The 23,958-nt window shown below is 71.9% G+C and carries 20 protein-coding genes and 2 pseudogenes; 14 read left to right on the top strand and 8 right to left on the bottom strand.

All coding sequences use genetic code 11. The features are described from left to right. Positions 1-5: 5 nt before the first annotated feature. Positions 6-1,850: an acyl-CoA dehydrogenase gene (locus ACFQRI_RS14650; RefSeq protein WP_380668703.1), complete on the bottom strand. Its 1,845-nt coding sequence runs from the start codon at positions 1,848-1,850 to the stop codon at positions 6-8. A 249-nt stretch (positions 1,851-2,099) separates the two neighbouring features. Here ACFQRI_RS14650 and ACFQRI_RS14645 point away from each other — a divergent pair, with 249 nt between their 5' ends. The 8 genes from ACFQRI_RS14645 to ACFQRI_RS14610 all read left to right on the top strand — a co-directional run bounded on the left by ACFQRI_RS14645 (position 2,100) and on the right by ACFQRI_RS14610 (position 9,000). Beyond that, positions 2,100-3,050, top strand: a complete 951-nt coding sequence (locus ACFQRI_RS14645) for an ATP-binding cassette domain-containing protein (RefSeq protein ID WP_380668701.1) — start codon at positions 2,100-2,102, stop codon at positions 3,048-3,050. Next, positions 3,047-3,847, top strand: coding sequence for an ABC transporter permease (locus ACFQRI_RS14640; RefSeq protein ID WP_380668699.1), 801 nt, complete (start codon positions 3,047-3,049; stop codon positions 3,845-3,847). Before ACFQRI_RS14645 ends, ACFQRI_RS14640 begins: the two co-directional genes overlap by 4 nt. A 141-nt stretch (positions 3,848-3,988) precedes the next feature. Then, a complete protein-coding gene (locus tag ACFQRI_RS14635) occupies positions 3,989-4,579 on the top strand; it encodes an OmpA family protein (protein ID WP_380668697.1) in 591 nt (196 codons plus the stop codon). Positions 4,580-4,685: 106 nt separating this feature from the next. Further along, entirely contained in the window at positions 4,686-5,123 is a 438-nt protein-coding gene (locus ACFQRI_RS14630; RefSeq protein WP_380668695.1) for a fluoride efflux transporter FluC, read from the top strand. Then, the gene (locus ACFQRI_RS14625) at positions 5,120-5,461 is read left to right on the top strand and encodes a DUF190 domain-containing protein (RefSeq protein ID WP_380668693.1); all 342 of its coding nucleotides are present in this window, start codon (positions 5,120-5,122) and stop codon (positions 5,459-5,461) included. The genes ACFQRI_RS14630 and ACFQRI_RS14625 overlap by 4 nt, the downstream gene beginning before the upstream one ends. Beyond that, complete coding sequence (locus ACFQRI_RS14620; RefSeq protein ID WP_380668691.1) at positions 5,458-5,832, top strand: fluoride efflux transporter FluC; 375 nt, start codon at positions 5,458-5,460, stop codon at positions 5,830-5,832. The genes ACFQRI_RS14625 and ACFQRI_RS14620 overlap by 4 nt, the downstream gene beginning before the upstream one ends. A gap of 138 nt (positions 5,833-5,970) precedes the next feature. After that, positions 5,971-7,665 carry a hypothetical protein gene (locus ACFQRI_RS14615; protein WP_380668689.1) on the top strand — a complete coding sequence of 565 codons (1,695 nt, stop codon included), beginning with the start codon at positions 5,971-5,973 and terminating at the stop codon, positions 7,663-7,665. Positions 7,666-7,788: 123 nt separating this feature from the next. After that, entirely contained in the window at positions 7,789-9,000 is a 1,212-nt protein-coding gene (locus tag ACFQRI_RS14610) for an MFS transporter (protein ID WP_380668687.1), read from the top strand. A 67-nt stretch (positions 9,001-9,067) separates the two neighbouring features. Here ACFQRI_RS14610 and dgoD read toward each other — a convergent pair. Together dgoD and ACFQRI_RS14600 are read right to left on the bottom strand one after the other, a co-directional pair. Then, positions 9,068-10,219, bottom strand: a pseudogene (gene dgoD / locus ACFQRI_RS14605) (galactonate dehydratase); the annotation flags it as partial. 43 nt (positions 10,220-10,262) lie between these two features. Then, entirely contained in the window at positions 10,263-11,003 is a 741-nt protein-coding gene (locus tag ACFQRI_RS14600) for an IclR family transcriptional regulator (protein ID WP_380668685.1), read from the bottom strand. 91 nt (positions 11,004-11,094) lie between these two features. Here ACFQRI_RS14600 and ACFQRI_RS14595 point away from each other — a divergent pair, with 91 nt between their 5' ends. From ACFQRI_RS14595 to ACFQRI_RS14585, 3 genes are all read left to right on the top strand, one after another. Then, positions 11,095-11,739: a bifunctional 4-hydroxy-2-oxoglutarate aldolase/2-dehydro-3-deoxy-phosphogluconate aldolase gene (locus ACFQRI_RS14595; RefSeq protein WP_380668683.1), complete on the top strand. Its 645-nt coding sequence runs from the start codon at positions 11,095-11,097 to the stop codon at positions 11,737-11,739. Continuing rightward, positions 11,736-12,677 (top strand): sugar kinase, encoded by a 942-nt coding sequence (locus tag ACFQRI_RS14590; protein ID WP_380668681.1) that lies wholly within the window; start codon positions 11,736-11,738, stop codon positions 12,675-12,677. The genes ACFQRI_RS14595 and ACFQRI_RS14590 overlap by 4 nt, the downstream gene beginning before the upstream one ends. 84 nt (positions 12,678-12,761) lie before the next feature. Further along, a complete protein-coding gene (locus tag ACFQRI_RS14585; RefSeq protein ID WP_380668679.1) occupies positions 12,762-14,153 on the top strand; it encodes a GntP family permease in 1,392 nt (463 codons plus the stop codon). 119 nt (positions 14,154-14,272) lie between these two features. Here ACFQRI_RS14585 and ACFQRI_RS14580 read toward each other — a convergent pair whose 3' ends face one another. Further along, on the bottom strand, positions 14,273-14,740 hold the full coding sequence (locus ACFQRI_RS14580) for a DUF4396 domain-containing protein (RefSeq protein ID WP_380668677.1): 468 nt from the start codon (positions 14,738-14,740) through the stop codon (positions 14,273-14,275). A gap of 105 nt (positions 14,741-14,845) precedes the next feature. Between ACFQRI_RS14580 and ACFQRI_RS14575 the strand changes: the two genes are divergently transcribed. Then, positions 14,846-16,060, top strand: coding sequence for an MFS transporter (locus ACFQRI_RS14575; RefSeq protein ID WP_380668675.1), 1,215 nt, complete (start codon positions 14,846-14,848; stop codon positions 16,058-16,060). Positions 16,061-16,237: 177 nt separating this feature from the next. Beyond that, positions 16,238-18,301 carry a PhoX family protein gene (locus tag ACFQRI_RS14570; RefSeq protein ID WP_380668673.1) on the top strand — a complete coding sequence of 688 codons (2,064 nt, stop codon included), beginning with the start codon at positions 16,238-16,240 and terminating at the stop codon, positions 18,299-18,301. Positions 18,302-18,421: 120 nt separating this feature from the next. On the opposite strand, the gene ACFQRI_RS14565 is transcribed toward ACFQRI_RS14570, so the two are convergent. Next, positions 18,422-19,678, bottom strand: coding sequence for an MFS transporter (locus ACFQRI_RS14565; RefSeq protein ID WP_380668766.1), 1,257 nt, complete (start codon positions 19,676-19,678; stop codon positions 18,422-18,424). A gap of 168 nt (positions 19,679-19,846) precedes the next feature. Between ACFQRI_RS14565 and ACFQRI_RS14560 the strand changes: the two genes are divergently transcribed. Next, positions 19,847-20,533 carry an SDR family oxidoreductase gene (locus tag ACFQRI_RS14560; RefSeq protein WP_380668671.1) on the top strand — a complete coding sequence of 229 codons (687 nt, stop codon included), beginning with the start codon at positions 19,847-19,849 and terminating at the stop codon, positions 20,531-20,533. A gap of 69 nt (positions 20,534-20,602) precedes the next feature. Here the strand turns inward: ACFQRI_RS14560 and ACFQRI_RS14555 are convergent, their stop codons facing one another. The 3 genes and pseudogenes from ACFQRI_RS14555 to ACFQRI_RS14545 form a co-directional block, all read right to left on the bottom strand. After that, positions 20,603-21,943, bottom strand: coding sequence for an amidohydrolase family protein (locus tag ACFQRI_RS14555; protein ID WP_380668669.1), 1,341 nt, complete (start codon positions 21,941-21,943; stop codon positions 20,603-20,605). Positions 21,944-21,995: 52 nt separating this feature from the next. Further along, positions 21,996-22,196 (bottom strand): annotated as a pseudogene (locus ACFQRI_RS14550) (response regulator transcription factor); the annotation flags it as partial. 425 nt (positions 22,197-22,621) lie between these two features. Beyond that, the gene (locus ACFQRI_RS14545; RefSeq protein ID WP_380668667.1) at positions 22,622-23,824 is read right to left on the bottom strand and encodes a nitric oxide synthase oxygenase; all 1,203 of its coding nucleotides are present in this window, start codon (positions 23,822-23,824) and stop codon (positions 22,622-22,624) included. Positions 23,825-23,958 lie beyond the last annotated feature (134 nt).

Genomic DNA, 23,958 nt, shown 5'->3' with positions numbered 1-23,958 from the left:
CGCGATCAGAAGACGTTCTCGTCCAGCTCCATCAGGGAGAGGTCGGCCGCCTCGATGACCTTGCGGCGGGCGGTGAGCTCCGGCAGCACGTTCTTGGCGAAGAACCGGTTCGCCGCGAGCTTGCCCTGGTAGAAGGACTCGTCCTTGGCCGAGGCGCCGGCGTCCAGCGCGGCCTGGGCGATCTCGGCCTGCTGCAGCAGCTTCCAGCCGATGAGCAGGTCGCCGACGCTGAGCAGGAACGACACGGCGTGCTGGCCGACCTTGTAGAGGTTGCTGACCTCCTCCTGGGAGGCGGTCAGGTACTCGAACAGGGTGCCCAGCATGCCCTGGGTGTCCTGCAGCGCCTTGGCCAGCGCGGCGCGCTCCTCCTTGAGCCGGTCGTCGGCGTCGGCCGCGTCCAGGGTCTCCTGGATCTTGCCGGCGACGTGACCGATCGCGACGCCCTGGTTGCGGACGATCTTGCGGAACAGGAAGTCCTGCGCCTGGATCGCGGTGGTGCCCTCGTAGAGGCTGTCGATCTTGGCGTCGCGGATGTACTGCTCGATCGGGTAGTCCTGCAGGTAGCCGGAGCCGCCCAGGGTCTGCAGCGCGATGGTCAGCATCTCGTAGGCCCGCTCGGAGCCGACGCCCTTGACGATCGGCAGCAGCAGGTCGTTGATCTGCTCGGCGAGCTCGACGTCGGTGCCGTCGGCCTTGCCCTGCGCGACCTGGTCCTGGAAGTCCGCGGTGTAGAGGTAGATCGCACGAAGGCCCTCGGTGTAGGCCTTCTGCAGCATCAGGCTGCGGCGCACGTCCGGGTGGTTGGTGATCGTGACGCGCGGGGCGGTCTTGTCCGCGGCCCGGGTCAGGTCGGCGCCCTGCACGCGCTCCTTGGCGTACTCCAGGGAGTTGAGGTAGCCGGTGGACATGGTGGCGATGGCCTTGGTGCCCACCATCATCCGGGCGTACTCGATGACCTGGAACATCTGCGCGATGCCGTCGTGCACCTCGCCGAGCAGCCAGCCCTTGGCCGGGGTGTCGCTCTGCCCGAAGGTGACCTCGCAGGTGGCCGAGGCGTTGAGGCCCATCTTGTGCTCGACGTTGGTGACGAAGGCGCCGTTGCGCTCGCCGGGCTCACCGGTCTCGCCGTCGAAGTGGAACTTCGGGACCAGGAACAGGCTCAGGCCCTTGGTGCCGGGCTTGCTCTCCACGCCCGGGCCCTCGGGGCGGGCCAGCACCAGGTGCATGATGTTCTCGGTCATGTCCTGGTCGCCGGAGGTGATGAAGCGCTTGACGCCGTCGAGGTGCCAGGAGCCGTCGTCCTGCTTGACGGCCTTGGTGCGGCCTGCGCCGACGTCGGAGCCGGCGTCGGGCTCGGTGAGGACCATGGTGGCGCCCCAGCCGCGCTCGATCATGAGCTCGGCCCACTTGCGCTGCTCCTCGGTGCCGTTGTTCCAGAGGATGGTCGCGAAGTTCGGGCCCGCCATGTACATGTAGACGGCCGGGTTGGAGCCGAGGATCAGCTCGCCCGCGGCCCAGTTGACGGTCGGCGGGATGCCGTAGCCGCCGAGCTCGTCCGGGAGCCCGAGGCGCCACCACTCGCCGTCCTGCACGGCCTTGTAGGACTTCTTGAAGGTCTCGTCCAGGGTTACCGAGTGGGTGGCCGGGTCGAACTGGGCGGGGTTGCGGTCACCCGTGACGAACCCGTCCGCGAGGGGGCCGTTGGCCAGCTCGTTGAGTTCGGACAGCACGCCCCGGACGGTGTCCTGGTCGGCCTGCTCGAAGGCGCCCTTGCCCAGTCGGTCCTGCACCTTGAGGACCTCGAAAAGGTTGAACTCGAGGTCTCGGACGTTGCTCTTGTAGTGGCCCATCGAAGGCTCCCTCTTGCGCGCTGCTCTGCGGCGGGCCCGGCTCGGCCCTTACTCGTCGGTAACAAGAGGGTATTACCTGGCAGTAACTTCTGTCGAGTCGACCATGCCGCCGACCGGGCGACATCACAGCGACCCGCGCTCCTGCCCGGGAAGAACCCCGGGCATCGGGAAATTCGGAGGCGGATTGTCGGATTCCGCTCCTACAGTGGCCGGACGTCGGAGGAAAATCACGGCTGGGGGCGGTAGTCGATGAGTGCCATCCGGGCGGAAGCCCTGGTCAAGAGCTTCGGCTCCACCCGCGCGCTGGACGGGGTGGACCTGGAGATACCCGCCGGGCAGGTGCTGGGGCTGCTCGGACCCAACGGCGCGGGCAAGACCACCACGGTTCGGATCCTCACCACGCTGCTGCGCCCGGACTCCGGCCGCGCGTGGGTGGCCGGGCACGACGTGCTGGCCGAACCGCACGCGGTGCGGCGATCGATCGGGCTGTCCGGGCAGTACGCGGCGGTCGACGAGCACCTCACCGGCTACGAGAACCTCTACATGGTCGGTCGCCTCTACGGGAAGTCGCGCAAGGCCGCGGCCAAGCGGGCCCGCGAGCTCATCGACCGGTTCCGGCTGCAGGAGGCCGCCGACCGGCCGTCGAAGGGCTACTCCGGCGGCATGCGGCGCAGGCTCGACCTGGCCGGCGCGCTTGTGGCCGAGCCCGCGGTCGCGGTGCTCGACGAGCCCACCACCGGGCTGGACCCGCGCGGCCGGATGGACACCTGGGAGGTCATCGGCGAGCTGGTCGCCGACGGCACCACGGTCCTGCTGACCACGCAGTACCTGGAGGAGGCCGACCAGCTGGCCGACTCGATCGCGGTCATCGACCGCGGCAAGGTCATCGCCGAGGGCACCGCCGACCGGCTCAAGGCGCAGGTGGGCGGGGAACGCCTCGAGCTGGTCGCCCAGGACGCGGTCGACCTGCCGGTGGTCGCCAGGGTGCTCGGCGAGGTCGGGGTCGGCGCTCCGCAGACCGAGGAGCAGCTGCGCCGGGTCTCGATCGCCGTGGACACCGGCCCCAAGGCGCTGATCGAGGCGCTGCGCCGGCTCGACGGGGACGGCGTCGGGGTGCAGGACGTGGCGCTGCACCGACCCACCCTGGACGACGTGTTCCTGGGGCTGACCGGGCGCCACGCCGAGGAGGAGCGGACATGACCGCGTTGACCGCGAGCCTGCGCGACAGCGGCGTGGTGGCCTGGCGGAACCTGATGAACATCCGGCGCAACCCGGACCTGCTGCTGTCCAGCACCGCGCAGCCGATCATGTTCGTGCTGATGTTCGCCTACGTCTTCGGCGGCAGCCTCGGCGGCGGGGCCTACCGGGAGTTCCTGATCGGCGGGATCTTCGTGCAGACCGTGGCGTTCAACAGCGCGTTCACCGTGATCGGGCTGGCCAACGACCAGACCAAGGGGATGGTCGACCGGTTCCGCTCGCTGCCGATGTCGCGGATCGCGGTGCTGCTCGGGCGCACCTCGTCCGACCTGGCGGTCAGCGTGCTGACCGTGGTGATCATGTCGCTGTGCGGGCTGGTCGTGGGCTGGCGGATCCGCGGCAGCCTGCTCGACGCGCTGCTGGCCTTCGGCATCCTGCTGCTGTTCTCCTTCGCGATGTCCTGGGTCGGTGCGTTCATCGGGCTGATCGCGCGCAGCGTCGAGGTGGCCCAGAGCGCCGGGCTGCTGTGGTTGTTCCCGGTGACCTTCGTGTCCTCGGCGTTCGTCCCGGCCGAGGCGATGCCGGGACCGCTGCGCGCCTTCGCGGAGTGGAACCCGATCACCGTGACCGCCGACGCGCTGCGCGAGCTCTACGGCAACCCGCTGCGGGTGACCGGCCCGCCGCCGGACAGCTGGCCCTCGCAGCACGCGGTGCTCTACTCGATCGCGGCATCGCTGGTGATCATGGCCGTGTTCATGCCGCTGGCGGTGGCCCGCTACCGCCGAGTGGCGAGCCGCTGAGGGATTTCCGATCGGCTACCACCCCAACGACGTGACAACTTCACTCGTTGGGGTGGATGCGCATGTGTCGTTCCTCCATCGTGGACAGATCGCGGAGCACCATCTGCCCGTCTCAGCCGATTCGCACGAGCGAGGTGGGCCATGCGTCGAACCAGCATCAAGTACGCCGCCGTTGTGATCACCAGCGCCGCCGCACTCCTTGCCGGGTGCGGTACCGGCCAGGAGGGCGGCCAGGGTCAACAGGGCCAGGGCCAGGGCCAGGAAGGCCAGCAGCAGGCCCCGCCGTCGGCCACTCCCGGCGGCATGGGCGAAGGCGAGCAGGGGCAGCAGGGTCAGGAAGGTCAAGGCCAGGCCGGCCAGGGCCAGGCGGGCGACGTCGCGGCCGCCAAGACCGAGCTGCAGGGCAAGATCGACGAGCTGCAGCAGAGCTCCCCGATCACCTTCAACCCGGACTCGGCCGACCTCACCGACCAGGGGCGGCAGAGCGTCACCCAGGTCGCCGAGATGCTCAAGCAGGCGCCGCAGGAGCTGCGCTTCGAGGTCTCCGGCTACACCGCCGCGGTCAACGGCTCCACCGCGGACGCCCAGGAGCTGTCCACCCAGCGGGCGCAGACCGTCGCCGACCAGCTCTCCCAGGCGGGCATCACCGCCGATCGGATGCAGGTCGCCGGCAAGGGCGACGCCAGCGGCGACCCGGAGGCCGCGCGGCGGGCCGAGATCAAGGTCATGTGATCGGGACTCGCGCGAACCAGGGGCGTCCCCGGCCGGCCCTCCCGGCCGGGCGGCGCCCCTGACCTGCGCTGGGCGGCGCACCGCCGCGCGAGTAGCCTGCTCGGGCATGGCCTTCCCCTCCGAGCTGCGGGCGCCGCGCCGACCCGCGTCCGGCGCCCCGCTGGACGTGCTGGGCGCCGTCGCGGTCGGCGGCGCGCTCGGATCGCTGGCGCGCTACGGAGCAGCCCTCGCCTGGCCGGGACCGGCGGCCACGCTGCTGGTCAACGTGCTTGGCTGCCTGGCCATCGGGGTGCTGATGCACACCATCACCGAGGTGGTCACCCCGCACCGGCTGCTGCGGCCGTTCCTCGGCGTCGGACTGCTCGGCGGGTTCACCACGTTGTCCACCTACGTCACCGACGCGCTCGGCCTGGCGCTGCGCGCGCACCCGGCGCTCGCGCTGGCCTACCTGGTCGGGACGGTCCTGAGCTGCCTGCTCGCGGTGCTCGCCGGGCTGGTGCTGACCCGGCTGGCCACCCGCGGGCTGCGGGGAGCGCGCCGATGAGCTCGGGCGGCAGGGCTCTCCGACTCACCGCGATCGTCGGCGAGGACGACACCCACCAGCACAAACCGCTGTACCACGAGATCGTGCGGCGGGCCCGCGAAGCCGGCCTGGCCGGGGCGTCGGTGTTCCGCGGCGTGGAGGGGTTCGGCGCGTCCTCGGCTATCCACACCGCGCGGCTGCTGTCGCTGAGCGAGGACCTGCCGGTGGCGGTGGTGATCGTCGACGACGAGGCGCGGGTGCGGGCCTTCCTCCCGGAGCTCGACGAGCTGGTCGGCGAGGGCCTGGTGCTGCTCGACGAGGTCGAGGTCGTCCGCCGCGCGAGGCGGGAGGACCGGTGACCGCGCTGCTCGTCGCGCTCGGCGGCGCGGTCGGGGCCTGCCTGCGCTTCCTCACCGATCGCTGGGTCCAGGCGCGGCACGACACGGGCTTCCCGTGGGGCACCCTGGTGGTCAACGCGACCGGTTCCCTGCTGCTCGGGCTGCTGGCCGGCGCCGGGCTGTTCGGGATCGAGCTGCCGGTGCTGCACCCGCTGGTCGGGATCGGCCTGTGCGGCGCGCTGACCACCTACAGCACCTTCGGATACGAGAGCGTCCGGCTGATCGTCGACGGGGCTCGGCTGTTCGCTCTGCTCAACGTGCTCGGCACGGTGCTGGTGGGGCTCGGCGCCGGCGCGACCGGCCTGATGATCGCCGCCGCGGCGTGGAGCTGACGGGGCCGGGCCGGTGATCCGTCCGCGCGGGGCGGCGCGCTCGCCCGACACACCGGCGGCAGGCGGAGGGGTCGGCGCACCCGGCGATCTCTAACCTCGTTCGCAGCACCCCGCACCCGCGAGCGAATGGAGTCGGTCATGCGCACGGTATTCATCCACGGCGAGACCGAGCGGTTCGAGGCCGCGCGCTTCGAGCTGATCACCCTCTTCACCCAGCACCACCCGGACCAGGTCTCGGCCGAGCTCGCGATGCTGCTGCTGCGCGACAAGCTCGCCGCGGACGGACTGCTGGCGCACTGGACCGAGGCCGACGTGGTGCGGTTCCTCGCCGAGGTCGCGCCGCGCAGGGTGGTGCTGTCCGAGGACTGGTCGCAGGTCCCCCGGTTCGCGCACCGCTGGCTGGACTTCCTCGCCGAGGAGGGCCTGCTCGCGGGTGATCCGCTCACCGCGCTGCACGAGGCGGTCGACGCGGCCACCCCGCGCTACCTGGCCGGGATGGCCGAGCCGACCGAGTGGGGTGCCGAGAAGTTCTGGCGCACCGCGCTGCTCGAGCACGGCGTGGACGAGAGCGACGAGGACGCGGTCGCGGAGTTCGCCGCCCAGGTCGAGCGGGGCGAGGTCGACGTGGACGAGGACCTCGTCGACCGCCTGGAGGAGGACTCCGACGACGAGGCGGTGTGGCTGCCGCCGGTGCAGCTGACCGGCGAGGGGCCGCACCGCGAGATCGCCGCCGACGCGCCGATCGTCGAGCAGGTCGCCGAGGTGATCCGGTGGGCCGAGACCGACGGCGACCCGTCGGCGGCCGACTCCCTGGTCGAGGCGCTCGGCGACACCGAGACCGCGGACCTGCTGCTGGAGTGGTGCGCTCGGGCCGGTCTGCTGCGCATGTCCGAGGAGCGCATCGTGCCGACGCTGATCGCGGCGCCGGTGCTGGCCGAGCCCGAGCTGCTGTGGAACCGGTTGTGGCAGCGGTTCGTGCTGGTCGAGGACGCCTTCGCCGAGCAGTTGGCGGACGCCGAGGAGGACGCGGTCCCCGAGATCGTGCAGACCCTGCTCAGCGCCCTGTACGCGGCCACCGAGCCGGTCCCGGAGGACTTCCTGGTCGACTTCGCCGCCGACGCGCTGGAGCTCGACGACACCGCGGGGCTGGCCTCGGTGGTGCGGACGATCACCGCGCAGTGGGCGGCGATGGACGCCGTGGTCGTGGACGACGAGGACGAGCGGCTGCTGGAGATGCGCCCGGCCGGCCGGTGGGCGGCGCGGGAGTCGCTGCGCGCCTTCGGGTTCCGGGTTCCCACGGTGGCCGAGCTGCGCACCGCCCCCGCCGAGCTGGTGGCGCTGCTGTTCGCCGAGGCCCCGCCGCAGACCCAGCAGGCGCTGTGCACCCAGTGGATCTCGCACCGGGGCGCGAAGCAGGCGGCGACCGACCTGGCCGAGCTGCTCGAGCGCGTCGACGAGCCGCCGGTGCGGCTGGCGGCGCTGGCGATCCTGGAATACGCCGGGGACGAGGGCATCGCGGCCGCGCGCGGGCTGGTCGACGACGAGCGCTGCGGGGCCACCGTGCGGGTCTGGCTGGGTGCCGCGACCGGCGAATCGATCGCTCGGCCCGGCGACGAGCTGGCGCTGACCCTGGACGGCATGGCCGCCACGGCCGAGGACGACGTCGAGAGCTTCGTCGAGGAGTTCGCCGGCCAGCCCACCGAGGACCAGTTGAAGCTGATCGGCGAGATGGCCGCCTCGGCGGAACCGGCCGCGGGTGCGCTGCTGAGCGCGCTGGCCGAGCTGCACCCGGACCAGGAGGTGGCGGAGGCCGCGTCGGCCGCGATGGGCTGACCTGCGGCGATCGCGGTCGGTGAGCCCGCTCATGTTCGTTTGTCCGGCTAATGAAGTTATTGTTAGCATTGCGAACGAAATGGTTCGCCGGGCGGTTCACCACCGCGGTCGCTGAGGGGTCAGATGAGTACCGGGCACGACGTTCGGTTGGCGGACGTCTTCAAGGGGCAGCCGAAAGCCGTTTGGATCACCGCTTTCGCCGCCGTCATCGCGTTCATGGGAATCGGGCTCGTCGACCCGATCCTGCTGTCCATCGCCGAGGCGCTGCACGCGGGCCCGTCCCAGGTGACGCTGCTGTTCTCGTCCTACCTGGGCGTCCAGGTGGTGGCGATGCTGATCACCGGCGCCTTCAGCGCCCGCTTCGGCGCCAAGCGCACCGTGATGACCGGGCTGGTGCTGATCGTGGTCGCCACGGTCGCCTGCGCGCTGGCCGGCTCGATCGGCCAGCTGGTCGCGCTGCGCGCCGTGTGGGGCCTGGGCAACGCGTTCTTCATCGCCACCGCGCTCTCGGTGATCGTCGGTGCGGCCTCCGGCGGGCAGCAGGCCGCGATCCTGCTCTACGAGGCTGCGCTGGGCATCGGCCTGTCCACCGGACCGCTGCTCGGCGCGCTGCTGGGCGACATCTCCTGGCGCGGGCCGTTCGCCGGCACCGCGGTGCTGATGGCGATCGCCCTGGTGCTCTCCGCGGGCTTCCTGCCCAAGGACGAGGCCGCGCGGCCGAAGATCGGCGTGCTGGACCCGCTCAAGGCGCTGCGGCACGGCGGGCTGCTGCGCACCTCGCTGGGCTCGGCCTTCTACACCGCGTCCTTCTTCATCGTGCTGGCCTGGTCGCCGTTCGTGCTGGAGTTCGGCGCGATCGCGGTCGGCCTGGTGTTCTTCGGCTGGGGCCTGTGCGTGGCCATCGCCGGGGTGACCCTGGCGCCGCGGCTGGCCGCCCGCTTCGGCGAGGTCGGCGGCACGGTGATCGCGGTGCTGATCTACGCGGTGGTGCTGGCGGTCATGTCGCTGGGCTCGAAGCCGGTGGTGGTCGTCGGCGTGATCGTCAGCGGCCTGGCCTCGGGCCTGCTCAACACGCTGTTCACCGGTAGCGCGATGAGCGTCAGCGACGCCCCGCGCCCGGTGGCCAGCGCCGGCTACAACTTCTGCCGCTGGCTCGGCGGCGCCGTCGCGGCCACGCTGGTCGGCCACGTCGCCGAGTGGCTCGGCTCCGACCACGCGCCGTTCGCGGTGGGCGCCGCCCTCTGCGTCATCGCCGCCGTCCTCCTGGCCCCCGGCCTGCGGAAGAACCCGCACGAGGTCCCGGCCGAAGCGGCCCTGGTCGGCGAAGAGGTCTGACGCTCCCCCTCTTGATGAGAAGAGTCCCCAGCGCCGTGCTGGGGACTCTTCTCATCAGAAGGGGAGCTCACCACTCGGCGAAGCTGCCGTCCTGGTGGCGCCAGACCGGCGAGCGCCAGCGGTGGCCCACCTCGGCGGCCCGCTGAACGGCCGCCTCGTCGATCTCGACGCCGAGTCCGGGCGCCGTCGGCCGCTGCACGAAGCCGTCGGCGAACTCGAAGACCGACGGGTCGGCGAGGTAGTCCAGCAGGTCCGAACCCGTGTTGTAGTGGATGCCCAGGCTGGTCTCCTGGATGAGCGCGTTCGGGCTCGCGAAGTCGACCTGCAGGCTGGCCGCCAGCGCGACCGGCCCGAGCGGGCAGTGCGGGGCGAAGCTGACGCCGTAGGTCTCGGCGAACGCGGCGATGCGCCGGCACTCCGAGATGCCGCCCGCGTGCGAGAGATCGGGCTGGACCACCGCCACGCCCGCGGGCAGCACGTCGCGGAAGTCCCACCGGGAGAACAGCCGCTCCCCGGTCGCGATCGGGATCGTGGTCGACTCGCAGATCCGCCCGATGTCCTTGGACAGCTCGGGGACCACGGGCTCTTCGACGAACATGGGCTGCAGCGGCTCCAGCTCGCGGCAGAGCACGCGCGCCACGGCGGGCGAGATCCGGCCGTGGAAGTCGACCGCGACGTCGCGGTCCGGGCCCATGACCTCGCGGACGGCCGCCACCCGGTCGACGGCGGCCTGGATCTGCGCGGTGGTCTCCAGCCCCCGCATCCGCCCGGTGGCGTTCATCTTGACCGCGGTCAGCCCCGCGTCCACCTGCCGGGCCGCCTCCTCGGAGACCGCGGTCGGTTCGTCGCCGCCGATCCAGCAGTAGATCCGCATCCGGCCCCGCACCGCTCCGCCGAGCAGCTCGTGCACCGGGACGCCGAGCGACTTGCCGCGGATGTCCCACAGCGCCTGGTCGATGCCGGCCACCGCGCTGGACAGGATCGGCCCGCCCCGGTAGAAGCCGCCCTTGGTCAGCACCTGCCAGTGGTCCTCGATGCGACGCGCGTCGGCTCCGATCAGGTACTCGGAGAGCTCGTCGACCGCGGCCGCGACAGTCTGCGCGCGCCCCTCGACGACCGGCTCGCCCCAGCCGACGACGCCGTCGTCGGTCTCCACCCGGAGGAACAACCAACGGGGTTCGATCAGGTAGGTCTTGATGCTCGCGATCTTCACTGGACGAGTTCTCCTGTTCGTGCTGCTTTCGGGGTCGCGCCGGAGCCGATCAGCTCCGGTGCCCGAGGTCGGCGGCGATCGCGCTCGCCGCGGAGGCGAGCCGGGGGACCAGCCCGCGGAGCGCGTCGAGGTCGGGGTCGGCCCGGATCGTGGTCACCGAGATCGCCGCCTGGATCCCCGACACGTCGGGAACCGGGACGCCGACGCAGTGGACCAGCGGCTCGAACTCGCCCAGATCGGTCGCGTACCCCCGCTCCGCGGTCTCGCGCAGCTCGGCCAGCAGCGCTTCGCGGGTGGTGATGGTCGCCTCGGTGTGGCGCTGGAAGTCGCACTCGTCGATCAGCGGGTCCCGCGCGGCCGGGTCGAGACCGGCCAGGATCGCCTTGCTCACCGCCGAGGTGTGCAGCGGGACCGGACGGCCGATCCGGGACCAGGTGCGCACCGTCGCGGAGCTCTCGATCTTGTCGATGTAGACGATCGTGCCGTCGATCAGCTGGGCCAGGTGCACCGTCGCGCGGGTCGCCTCGGCCAGCGGCAGCAGGTGCTCGCGCGCGGTGGCGTGCAGGTCCAGGTTGTCGATGACCTGCTGCCCCAGCTCGGCCAGGCGCAAGCCCAGCCGGTACTTCCCGTCGCCGCCGCGCGTGATCAGCCCGGCCTCGGCCAGCGGCTGGATCATCCGCAGCGCCGTGGACGAGTGCACCCCCACGGACTCGGCCAGCGCCGACAGCGACCGGGGCCCTTCGGCCAGCTCGTTGAGCACGACCACGGCTTTGGCGACGGTTCTCGACATCTCACTCCTTGACCTCTGGCCGGGCAGCCTACAGACTGATGCAACATTTACATAGTATTTGCACATACTGCAAGCGAGAAGGTCAGGCAACTTGAGCTCGAAGAAGATCCCGCTCGGCGAAGGGCTCCGGAGCACCCGGGTGATCGCGATCTTGCGCGGACGCTCCGGCGAACACCTCGACGCGACCGTGGACGCGCTCGTCGAGGCCGGCGTGCGCTGCCTCGAGATCACGATGAACACCCCGGGCGCGCTGGAAGCCGTCCGCGCCGCCGGGGAGCGGCACGGTTCCGCCGTCGAGCTGGGCGTGGGCACGGTGCGCACGCCCGAGCAGGTGGACCGGGCGGCCGCGGCCGGGGCCCGGTTCGTCGTCACGCCGGGGACCGACGAGGAGGTCGCCGACCGCGTGGCCGCGCGCGGGCTGGCCTACTTCCCCGGCGCGTTCACCGCCACCGAGGTCGCGAACGCGGCGAAGCTGGGCGCCAGCGCCGTCAAGATCTTCCCGGCCAGCCTCGGCGGCCCGGGGTACGTGCGCGAGCTCCGCGCCCCGCTCGACGACATCCCGATGCTGCCCACCGGCGGTGTCTCGCCGGACACCGCGCGCGCCTACCTCGACGCCGGGGCCTGCGGCGTCGGCGTCGGCGGGCCGCTGCTGTGCGACGCCCTCGAGGGCGGGGACCTCGCCGAGCTGGGCCGTCGGGCGCGCGCACTGCTGACCGAGACGAGGCCCGAGGCGTGAGCCGGCGACTGGTCACCCTCGGCGAAGCGATGGCCGTGCTCACCTCGCCGATCACCGGACCGCTGCGGCACGCCCCGAACCTCTCCCTCGGCGTCGCGGGCGCCGAGGCCACCGTGGCCATCGGGGTCGCCCGCCTCGGCGGCCGCGCCTGCTGGATCGGCCGCGTCGGCGACGACGAGTTCGGCGAGCTGATCCGGATGACGCTCGCGGGCCAGCGGATCCCGGCCGAGCACGTGCTGGTCGACGAGCACGCCCCGACGGCCCTGATGGTCAAGGAGCGGCGGACCGGCACCCGCACCCGGGTGTCCTACTACCGCTCGAACTCGGCGGGGTCCCGGCTGCGCCCGCAGGACGTCGACGAGGCGCAGGTCCGCGGCGCCGGGCTGCTGCACCTGACCGGCATCACGCCCGCGCTCAGCGAATCCGCCCGCGCGGCCGCGCGGGCGGCCGCGGAGACAGCGCGCGCCGCCGACGTGCCGATCTCGCTGGACCTGAACTACCGCAGCGCGCTGTGGAGCCCCGGCGAGGCGGCCGAGGTGCTGCGGCCGCTGGCCGCCGCGAGCTCGGTGCTGTTCGCCACCGAGGACGAGGCCAGGCTGCTGGTCGAGGGCTCGAACCCCGAAGAACTGGCCCGCGCGCTGTCCGGGCTCGGACCGCGCGAGGTCGTGATCAAGCTCGGCGAGCGGGGCGCGGTCGCGCTCGCCGACGAGGAACTGCTCCCGGTGCCGCCCCGCCCCACCACCGTCGTCGACCCGGTCGGAGCCGGGGACGCCTTCGCGGCCGCGTACCTCGCGGCCCGGCTCGACGATCGGCCGGTCGGGCAGCGGCTGGACGACGCCGCTGCCGCCGGCGCGTTCACCGTCGCGGTCACCGGCGACTGGGAAGGGCTTCCGGATCGCGCGGAGCTCACCGCGAGCGGGTCCGACGTGACCCGCTGATCACCGCGGATCAGCCGCCACCGGCGGCGCAGCGCCCCGCGGGGGCGTCGATCGTATTCGCTCAGCGTCGAGGAATAGGAAAGTATGGAAACGATGACTCCGGCCTACGGAGTAGGTCCGCTGCTGGGGATCGCGCTGGGGGCAGTCGCGCTGCTGCTGGTGCTGATCATCAAGTTCCGGCTGCACGCGTTCATCTCGCTGGTGCTGGTCAGCATCCTGACCGCGCTGGCCACCCGGGTCCCGCTGGACGAGCTCGTCGACACCCTGGTCGGCGGGTTCGGGGAAACCCTCGCCGAAGTCGGCCTGCTGGTCGGTCTCGGCGCGATGATCGGCAGGCTGCTGGAGGTCACCGGCGGCGCCGACGTCCTGGCCAACAGCCTGATCACCCGCTTCGGCGAGAAGCGAGCGCCGCTGGCGCTCGGCGTGGCCTCGCTGATCTTCGGCTTCCCGATCTTCCTGGACGCCGCCTTCGTGGTGTTCGTCCCGATCATCTTCAGCGTCGCCACCCGGTTCGGCGGCTCGGTGCTGCTCTACGCGCTGCCCTCGGTCGGCGCGTTCGCGGTGATGCACGCGTTCGTCCCGCCGCACCCCGGCCCGGTCGCCGCGGCGGAGTTCTTCGGCGCGGACATGGGCCTCGTGCTCATCGTCGGCCTGGTGATCGCGATCCCCACCTGGTACCTCTCGGCCTACGTCGGCGGCAAGCTGATCGGCAGGCGGGTGGACGTGCCGGTGCCGGCCATCTCGGCCGCCGCGGCAGGCAAGACCAGCGACGACGAGGACAGCTCGCTGCCGTACCCGAAGTTCGGCACGGTCATCGCGCTGCTGCTGATGCCGATGCTGCTGATCTTCCTCGACACCGGGCTGGACACGCTGGACACCGCCGGGGTCGTCAACGGCGACGCCACCTGGGTGCAGGCGCTGCAGGTGCTCGGCGCGACCCCGGTCGCCCTGCTGATCACCGCCATCGCCAGCATCGCGATCCTCGGGCGCGGGCGCTCGCGAGCCAGCGTGGAGGGCATCGTCAACGGGGCGCTCGCGCCGGTCTGCGCGATCATCCTGATCACCGGCGCGGGCGGCATGTTCGGCGAGGTGCTCAAGGTCAGCGGGATCGGCGACGCCCTCGCCGACACGCTGAACTCCTTCGGCTTCCCGCTCCTGCTCGCGGCGTTCGTCATCTCCACCGCGCTGCGCGTTGCCCAGGGCTCGGCGACCGTGGCGCTGACCACCACCGCCGGGCTCCTCGCCCCGACCGTGGCGGCCACCGAGGGCGTCTCCCCGCTCTACCGGGCGCTGCTGGTGATCACCATCGCCTGCGGTGCGACCGTCCTGTCGCACGTCAACGACTCCGGGTTCTGGCTGGTCGGCCGCTTCCTGGGGATGGACGTCAAGACGACGCTAAAGACCTGGACGGTGCTGGAGACGCTGATCGGCGTCATCGGCTTCGCCTTCGTCCTGGTGCTGAGCATCTTCGCCTAGGGCCCGGAACGGCGAGCCGGGACTTCCGGCGAGCAGAGCGCGGAGCCCCCGACCGGCTCGAACGCGGAGGTCCCCTGCGAGCAGCTGCTCGCAGGGGACCTCCGCGTTCGACGGGATCCTCAGTGGTACTGGTGCACCACGGCGTGCCCCTTGCCGCGGCGGATCAGGGCGCGGTTGACCGGCACGGTCAGGACGAAGGCCACCGCCAGCGCGGCGGCCAGGGCGACCCAGAACAGCCAGCTGGTCAGACCCGCTTCCATGGCACCCGGGACCAGGACCATGAACAGGTTGTCCACCACCTCCATCACGGCGATCGACAGGGTGTCGGCCGCCAGGGCCACTCCGATCGCCGCGGACAGCCCGACACCCGCCCGCAGCACCGGCCAGATGGTCAGGCTGTAGCCGAAGAAGAACGCCAGCGCGACCGCGAGCGCGATCGTCGCCAGGTTGCTCCAGCCGAGCGCGGTCCCGATCACCATCCCCATGACCTCACCGATCGCGCAGCCGGTGAGGCAGTGCGCGGTCGCCGAGATCGCCTGCCGCGTCAGCCCGGTCGATCGGTGCTCGTGGTGCTCATGTCCGTTCATGGCGAGGTCCCCTTCCCACACCTCCTTTATACCCCCGGGGGGTATATGGCCGCAACCGGGAAAACCGCTCGCCGCGCCGCGCGCGCTCGACGAAGATCAGCACCCGTGGGCGCATGGATCGACTTTCGACCGCTGCGGCACGCGCACTTCCGGCGGCTGTGGTGGGGCGGCGAGCTGTCCACCCTCGGCAGCCAGCTGACCGCGGTCGCCGTGCTCTTCCAGATGTGGCAGATCACCGCCGACACCGCGGCCGTCGGCGCGCTCGGCATCGCGCAGGCGGTGCCGCGAGTGATCGGCGGGCTGGCCGGCGGCTCGCTGGCCGACGCCGCGGACCGCCGCGCGGTCGCGCTGCTCGCCACCTCCGGCCAGCTGCTGACCGCGCTGCTGCTGGCCGCGCAGGCCTGGACCGGGCTGGAATCGATGTGGGCCCTGCTGGCCCTGGCCGCCCTGAGCGCGGGCTGCTCCGGCCTGGGCGCGCCCGCGCGCCGCGTCTTCACCCCGCGCCTGCTGCCCGCCGACCAGGTCCCGGCCGGGGTCGCCCTGGACCACGTCGGCTTCCAGGTCGCGATGCTGGTCGGCCCGGCCCTCGCCGGCGGGCTGATCGGGGCCGCCGGGACGACGGCCTGCTACCTGCTCGTCGCCGCCAGCTTCGGCGCCGCCCTCCACGCGATCGCGCGGCTGCCCAGCATCCGCCCGGACGGTCGGGGCACCCGGCCCGGCCTGGCCGCGATCCGGCAGGGGTGGCGCTTCGTGCTGGGCTCCCGGGTGCTGCGCGGGGTGTTCCTCAACGACGTGCTGGCCACCGTGCTGGCCTTCCCGATCGCGCTGTTCCCGGCGATCAACGCGGAGCGCTTCGGCGGGAACCCGGAGACGCTGGGACTGCTCATGTCCGCGCTCGCGCTCGGCGGCCTGCTGGGCGGGCTCGCCTCCGGCGCGGTGACCAGCGCGCGGCGCCCCGGCCTGGTGATGGTGCTGGCGGCGGGGACGTGGGGCGTGGCGCTCGTCGGGTTCGGCCTCGCGCAGTCGCCGTGGGTGCTGCTGGGCTGCCTGACCGCGGCCGGCGCGGCCGACACCACCTCGGTGATCTGCCGGGGCTCGATCGTGCTGCTGGCCACGCCCGACTCGCACCGCGGTCGGGTCAACGCGGTGGATCCCGTCGTGGGCGCGTCCGGGCCCGACCTGGGAAACTTCCGGGCGGGCCTGGCCGCCGACGCCACCTCGGCCACCGCCGCGGCCGTGTCGGGAGCGCTGCTGTGCGCGGTCGGGGTCGCCGTGCAGGGCGTCCGCAACCGACCGCTGCGCGAGTTCACCGCGCGCTGACAGCTGTTCGGGGACGTGACGTTCCGCGATCACCCGAACGACGCGGAGTCAACGACGATTCAGCGGTACCAGCGACTCTGTGTTGCTTGTTCTACTTCTGTTCACCCAAAGGACCAAGACACATCGCCTGATCTGCCTAACGTTTGAGTGTTCCCACAAGACTTTCAGGAGGTCCGCTTGTCCAGCCGACCGGAAAGCGGGCGGGTCATTCCGCTCCCGCTGGCCACCCACCACACGGCGAACCGCTCCTCGGTCACCTGCAAGTACCGCTGCGGCAACGCCTGCGCTCACGAGGCGCCGAACACCTCGGACAACAGCTACTTCGGCGACATCGTCGAGAGCGCGCTCAGCCGCCGCACCGCGCTGAAGGCCACCGGCGCGATGGCGCTGACCATCGGTGGAGCAGCCGCGCTGTCCGGGACCGCTGCCGCCGCCCCGGCGCAGCCGCCGGCGCAGGCCTCCGGCGGCGCGCCCGGCACCAACTTCGAGCCGGTCGCCCCGAACACCGAGGACGCGGTGGTCGTTCCCGAGGGTTACCAGCAGAACGTCGTGATCCGGTGGGGTGACCCGGTCGTCGAGGGCGCGCCCGAGTTCGACTTCGACAACCAGAGCGCCGAGGCGCAGGAGAAGCAGTTCGGCTACAACAACGACTTCGCCGAGCTGATCCCGCTCAGCAGCAACGGGCGCGAGCACCTGCTGGTGTGCAACCACGAGTACACCAGCGAAGAGCACATGTTCCGCGGCTACGACGAGAACAACCCGACCGAGGAGCAGGTCCGCATCGCGTGGGCCGCGCACGGCCTGTCGGTGGTCCGCGTCGAGCGCGACGGCAACGGCGGCCTCGCGGCCACGCCCAGCGAGTACAACCGGCGCATCAGCCTGAACACCGAGTTCGAGGTGCGCGGGCCCGCCGCGGGCAGCGACCTGCTCAAGACCTCGGTCGACCCGACCGGCACCAAGGTCTTCGGCACCCAGAACAACTGCGCGGGCAGCCTCACCCCGTGGGGCACGATCCTGTCCGGCGAGGAGAACTTCCACCAGTACTTCGCCAACGCCGACCAGGTCACCGACCCGAAGGCGCAGGAGCGCCTGGCGCGCTACGGCATCGAGGGCGGGGCCAGCACCCGCAAGTGGGAGCGCTTCGACAAGCGCTGGGACGTCGCCCAGGAGCTCAACGAGACCAACCGGTTCGGCTGGATCGTGGAGATCGACCCGAACGACCCGAGCTCCACGCCGGTCAAGCACACCGCGCTGGGCCGGTTCAAGCACGAGAGCGCGTCCATCCAGATCGCCGAGGACGGCCGCGTGGTGGCCTACTCGGGCGACGACGAGCGCTTCGAGTACATCTACAAGTTCGTCTCCGACGGCGCGGTCAAGAAGGGCTCCAGCGCGCACGCGCGCCGGCACAACATGGCCCTGCTCGACGAGGGCACGCTCTACGTCGCCAAGTTCACCGGCAACAGCCCGGAGAGCGAGATCGACGGCAGCGGGAAGCTCCCGTCCGACGGCCACTTCGACGGCACCGGCGAGTGGATCGAGCTCGCCAGCGGCGACGAGTCCTTCGTCCCCGGCTTCTCCGCCGAGGAGGTCTACGTCTTCACCCGCATGGCCGCCGACGCCGCGGGCGCCACGAAGATGGACCGCCCGGAGGACATCCAGCCGAACCCGGTCAACCGCAAGGTCTACTGCGCGCTGACCAACAACTCCAACCGCGGCACCGCCGGGCACGCCGGCGTCGACGAGGCCAACCCCCGCGTCGGCAACAAGAACGGGCAGGTCATCGAGATCACCGACGACGCGACCGGCACCAGCCTCGGCTGGAACCTGCTGCTGGTCTGCGGTGACCCGAACGATTCGAGCACCTACTACGGCGGGTTCGACAAGTCCAAGGTCAGCCCGATCTCCTGCCCGGACAACGTGGCCTTCGACCGGCACGGCAACCTGTGGATCTCCACCGACGGCAACGCGCTCGGGTCCAACGACGGCCTGTTCGCGGTCCCGGTCGAGGGCCCGGAACGCGGTCACGTCAAGCAGTTCCTCACCGTGCCCAAGGGCGCGGAGACCTGCGGCCCCGTCATCCACGACTCGGTGGTGACGGTCTGCGTGCAGCACCCCGGCGAGGTCGACGGCGCCAACGCCGACAACCCCGCATCGCACTGGCCCGACGGCGGCTCCTCGGTGCCCCGCCCGTCGGTCGTCGCGGTGCGCCCCGGCAACGGTGGGGAGATCGGCCAGGCCTGATCCCCACCCGGCGAGAGCGCGGGGGCCTTCGACCACGAGTCGAAGGCCCTCGTGGCATTCCCACCCGCAGTTTGGCCGGGAACCGCCCCCTGGAGAAGTGCGGTTCCAGCCCGAACTGCGTCAGCGGTCGTTCTCCGGTTTCGGGCTCGCGCGGAGGGCGAGGACGGTGAGGGCGGCGGCGATCATCACGATGCCCACCACCCACAGGCCGGTGCGCTGGGATCCGGTCACGTCGGCCAACGCGCCGGTGATGTAGGGAGCCGCGAAGCCGCTGACGTTGCCCAGCGTGTTGATCATCGCGATGCCGCCCGCCGCGGCCGCCCCCACCAGGAAGTTGCTCGGCAGCGCCCAGAACGTGGGCAGCGCGGCGCACACGCCCACCGCGCACACCGTCATCGCGGTCATCGCCAAGTAGGGGTCGCCCAGGTAGAGCGCGATCGGGATGGCGACACCGCCGAGGAGCATCGGCAGCGCCACGTGCCAGGTGCGCTCGCCGGTCCGATCGCCGTGCGCGGCCCAGAAGACCATCACCACCGCGCCGATCACGTACGGAATCGCCGTGATCAGGCCGGTTTCCATCGTGGACAGCTCGGTGCCGTAGGTCTGCTCGAAGCCGGTGATGATGGTGGGCAGGAAGAAGCCCAGCGCGTAGAGGCCGTAGGCGATTCCGAAGTAGACGAACGCCAGGGCCAGGATGCGCGGGTGGGTCAACGCCTTTCGCAACGACCAGCTGTGCTTGGCCTCGGTGCCGGCGCGCTCGGCGGCCAGCTCGGCGGCCAGCCACTCGCGCTCGGCGGAGCTGAGCCACTTCGCGTGCTCGGGCCGGTCGGTCAGGTAGAACCAGGTCGCCGCGGCCAGCAGGATCGCGGGCACGCCCTCCACGAGGAACATGAACCGCCAGCCGGAGAGCCCGAAGACGCCGTGCCCGGCGGTGATCAGCGCGCTGGAGACCATGGAGCCGATCGCGCTGGAGATCGGCACGGCGGCCATGAACATCGCCACCGCCTTGGCCCGCTGCGCGGCCGGGAACCAGTACGTCAGGTAGAGGATGATGCCCGGGAAGAAGCCCGCCTCGGCCACGCCCAGCAGGAAGCGCAGCACGACCAGGGTCGCCGGGTTGGGCACGAAGGCCATCGCGGTGGCCACCGCGCCCCAGGTGATCATGATCCGAGCCAGCCACTTGCGCGCGCCGAAGCGGTGCAGCGCGAGGTTGCTGGGCACTTCGAGCACCAGGTAGCCGAGGAAGAACACGCCGGAGGCGAAGCCGAACGCGGTCGCGGTCAGGCCCAGTTCCTCGTTCATCCCGTTCGGGCCGGCGAAACCGATGTTGACCCGGTCCAGGTAGTTGACGAAGTAGAGCAAGCACAGGAAGGGCATCAGCCGGATCGCGACCTTGCGCAGGACCCGGTTTCCCTCGGCGGGGGCGACATCGACACTGCTCACCCCAGTGGCATACGCGCCCGTGCCGCGAGAGGTCAAGATCCGCCCGGTGTTCGGCGAAGCCCGGTGGGTGAGACGGATCTCTGGAACGGTACCGTGAAGGACATGCCCGAACGCCCGATTGCCCTGGTCACCGGCGCCTCACGAGGCATCGGGGCCGCGGTCGCGCGCGAGCTCTCCAGCACACACGACCTGTTGCTGGGCGGCCGCGACACCGACGCTCTGCAGTCCCTCGCCGACGAGCTCCCCGGCCACGCCGAGCCGTGGGCCGTCGAGCTCACCGACCACTCCGCCGTCGCCGAGAAGGTGGCGGGCCTCGACCGGCTGGACGCGCTCGTGCACAGCGCCGGCCTGGTCGAGCTCGGCTCGGTCGCCGAGATGACCGGCGACTCCTGGCGCCGCACCTTCGAGCTGAACCTGTTCGCGGTCACCGAGCTGACCCGGCACGCGCTGCCCGCCCTGCGCGAGACGCGGGGCCACGTGGTGCTGGTCAACTCCGGCGCCGGCCTGTCCGCGAAGCCGAACTGGGGCGCCTACGCCGCCAGCAAGTTCGCGCTGCGCGCCTTCGCCGACGTGCTGCGCGCCGAGGAGTCCGCCAGCGGCCTGCGCGTGACCTCGGTGTTCCCCGGCCGCACCGCCACCGACATGCAGCGCGAGCTCCGCGCGCAGGAGGGCGGCGCCTACGAGCCGGACCAGTACCTGCGGCCAGAATCGGTCGCCCGCCCGGTCGCCTCGGCCATCCAGGCAACCCCGGACGCGCACCTGACCGAGATCATCGTCCGGCCGAGCTGAGCGCTCGCCCCTTCCCCGGGAGTCCCCCCGAGACCGGCTCGCGGGGGCTTCTCGCGCTCCCGACGCCGCTCAGCCCCGGATGTGCTGGGCAGCGGTGCGGGCCGCCGCCTGGACGGTGCGGCGGTCGACGCGGGTGGTCTCCCGCTCGGCGAGGACCTGCTCACCGGCGACCCAGACGTCGCGCACGCAGCGCGAACCCGCCGCCCACACGACGTTGGACAGCACCTGCTCGTCCGGGGCGTCCAGACCGGTGGCGAAGGCCGGGTTGTCCACGTCGAGGTGCACGATGTCGGCCCAGCGCCCCGGTTCGAGCGCCCCGATGTCCGGCCGGTGCAGCGCGTCGGCCCCGCCGCGGGTCGCCGCCAGCAGCGCCGAACGGGCGGGCAGCGCGGTGGCGTCGCCGGTGACCGCGCGGGCGAACATCCCCGCGAGCTGCACCTCTTCCCAGAGATCCAGGTCGTCGTTGCTGGAGGGCCCGTCGGTGCCGAGCCCGACCGGCACGCCCGCCGCGAGCAGGTCGACCAGTCGCGCGGTGCCGGAGGCGAGCTTGGCGTTGGAGCCGGGGCAGTGCGCCACCCCGACGCCGCGCCGGGCGAACAGCGCCAGGTCCTCGTCGGAGAGGTGCACCCCGTGCGCGGCCAGCACCCGGCCGTCGAGCACGCCGAGCTTCTCCAGCAGCGCGGGCACCGAACCGTGCTGCTCGCGCTGCTCGACGTCCTCGGCCAGGGTCTCGGCCACGTGGGTGTGCACCAGCGCGCCGCGCTGCTGCGCGGACTCGCCGATGGCCTGCAGCGCCTCGGTCGGCAGCGTGTAGGCCGAGTGCGGGCCGTAGGCCAGCTCGATCCGATCGCCGGGGCCGAAGCGCAGGCCGTCGCTGTCGATCCAGCGGTCGATCCGCGAGACCATGCCGGACCAGCCGCCGAGCGCCTCCAGCGCGGGGGTGTCGATCACCGCCGAGCCCAGCACCACCCGGGACCCGGTGGCCAGCACCGCGTCGACCACGGACTCGCCGATGAAGTACATCTCCGAGCTCGTGGTGACCCCGGCGCGCAGCATCTCCACGCACCCCAGCTCCATGCCCGCCTTGACGTCCGACGGCCGCAGCCGCGCCTCGGCGGGCCAGATGACCTCGGTGAGCCAGCGCAGCAGCGGCAGATCGGCGCCCATGCCGCGCAGCAACGTCATCGGGCTGTGCGCGTGCGCGTTGATCAGGCCGGGAAGCAGGATCCCGCCGCACTCGCGCACCTGGGCGTCGTTGGTGCGCTCCGGCGCGTTCTGCCGCGGCCCGCAGTAGGAGATGCGGCCGGTCTCGTCGACGTCGACCACCGCGTCCCGGATCACCGAACAAGCCGGATCGCAGGGCAGAACCATCGGGGCGTGCAGGCGAAGTGCGGTCGGCATGCCTGGCATTGTGCCGCACGCCCGGATCTCCCCGTGCCGGCCGATGACCTCGGTGCGGAGCTCAACCTCCGCGCATCAGACCGTTCTTCCATGCCCAGGCGGTGGTTTCGACCCGGTTGCGCACGCCGATCTTGCGCTGGACGGCGGCCAGGTGCGCCTTGGCCGTCGACGGCGACATGGACAGCTTGGCGGCGATCTCGGAGTTGGTGAGGCCGCGCGCCGCGGCGCGCACCACGTCGAGCTCGCGCTCGGTCAGGTTCATCGGTTCCTCCCGTGCTCGTGGGATCACCACGATGCGCCGGGAGGCGGCGCGAACCCCCACCAACTCACCGGCGCGACACCGGCGCGGGTGAACCCCTAGGAGCCCGACCGCCGATCTCGGGGTCGGCCTCCGGTTCGGCACCGGATCCGCGGGCCGCCGAACGCCGCGAAGCTGTTCCCGACCGCGATCGACCCCGGGAGAAGGACCAATGTTGCCCGGGTGGCCGATCCGCGAGGGGTCCCGGAGCGGTCACGCTGTGGGGTCGGGAATCGAGTCGGGGAGGTTCACCATGCTGGAAACGACCGTCGCGGCGATCGCCGTGGCCGTCGCCGTGGGCGCGCTGGTGCTGATGGCGCTGAGCTCGGTGCTGCCGGACCTGCTGGACGGGTGCGCGAACCGCGAGGGCGGTTCGGGCGGCACGGGCGTCACTGATCGGCGAGATCGGTGCCCAGACAGCGGCGGCTCATCCGAGCGAGCACGTCGTAGCGGGGCCGAGCTGGCCCTGCTGGAGCCTCGTTCCCGGTTAACCCGGGACTCGCCGCATCCCGGTTCAGCGTGAAGCGCGGCTTGCTCCCGCCGCTGCGCGGGCCGGAGCGCAACCGGGCCAGCCGGTGCAGCGCCTCGCTGTGGTGATCGGTGATCACCACCCGGGCGGCGTCGAACGAGTGCAGCACGGCCCGGTTGATCTCCACGATCGCCCGGTCCCGCCACAGCGAGCGCTCGCTCGACGTGTCCATGCCCAGCTGGTCGGCGACCTGTCGCGCGATGCCGTAGGCGTTCTCGTCGGCCAGCGCCCGGGTGCCGATCTCGGTGCCCACGAACCAGGTGTTGAACGGCGCCGCGGGGTACTGCAGGCCGCCGATGCGCAGCTGCATGTTGCTGACCAGCGGAACGGTGTGCCAGCGCAGCCCGAGCTCGCCGAACCAGCGGTACTCGGGGTGCTCCAGCGGCACCTCCTGCACCACGTCGCGCGGCACCGGGACGAGCTTGGCGCCCTCGTGGTGGGTCTCCACCACCAGCGGCAGGTGGTCGAAGCGCCCGCGGTGGGCCGGCGGCTTCCAGCCGAGCCGCACGACCTCGGAGGTGAAGTCGCGGTTGCGCGCGTCGCCGAGCACCCCGCCGTTGGCCAGCGAGTAGCCGGCGTAGCGCACGACCTGCTCGTTCCACAGCCGCGGGCCCGCGCGATCCGGGGTGTCCGGCGCGAAGACGGTGACCATCGGTTGGATCCGGCCCGCGTTGGTGGCCAGCCGCAGGTGCTCGAAGCACTCGCTGGCGATGGCCGAGGCGTTGCGCAGGCCGCGCAGGTCGCGGACGCGCACCCGCTGCCACGGCACGCCGCTGGTGCACCAGCCGCTGTCGCGGAGCGCCAGCCGGGCGCCGAAGGCGAGCTCCTCGCCGGTGTGCCGGTAGGTGCCGGTCTCGGCGATGCTGCGCCGGACCTCGGCCAGGCGCTTGGTCAGCGATCCGGCTTCGGGGTGGGCGTCGTGGAAGGCGAGCAGGAACTCCTCGGCCGCCGCGAGATCCGCGCAGCCGGGCGAGGTCGACGCTCCCGCGGTGTCGAGGACCCGTCGGCTCGCGTCGGACGGGCTCGTCTGACTCGGGATGACTTCGTCTCTGGTAGCCGTCACGCCGCGGAACGTAGTAGCCCGAGCCGATCACTCGTCACTCCTGCGCGGCAGCTCTTTGGGGTGGTTTCGAGCTACCACGGACGGGTTGTCGCTGACGTGACGTAACAACCTTCGACGCCCGGCAGCGGCACCTT

The organism is Saccharopolyspora griseoalba, assembly GCF_042665275.1.
In the GTDB taxonomy this organism is placed as follows: Bacteria; Actinomycetota; Actinomycetes; order Mycobacteriales; family Pseudonocardiaceae; genus Saccharopolyspora; species Saccharopolyspora griseoalba.
Note: the sequence above shows the minus strand (reverse complement) of the source record. Positions and strands in the feature narration are given on the sequence as shown.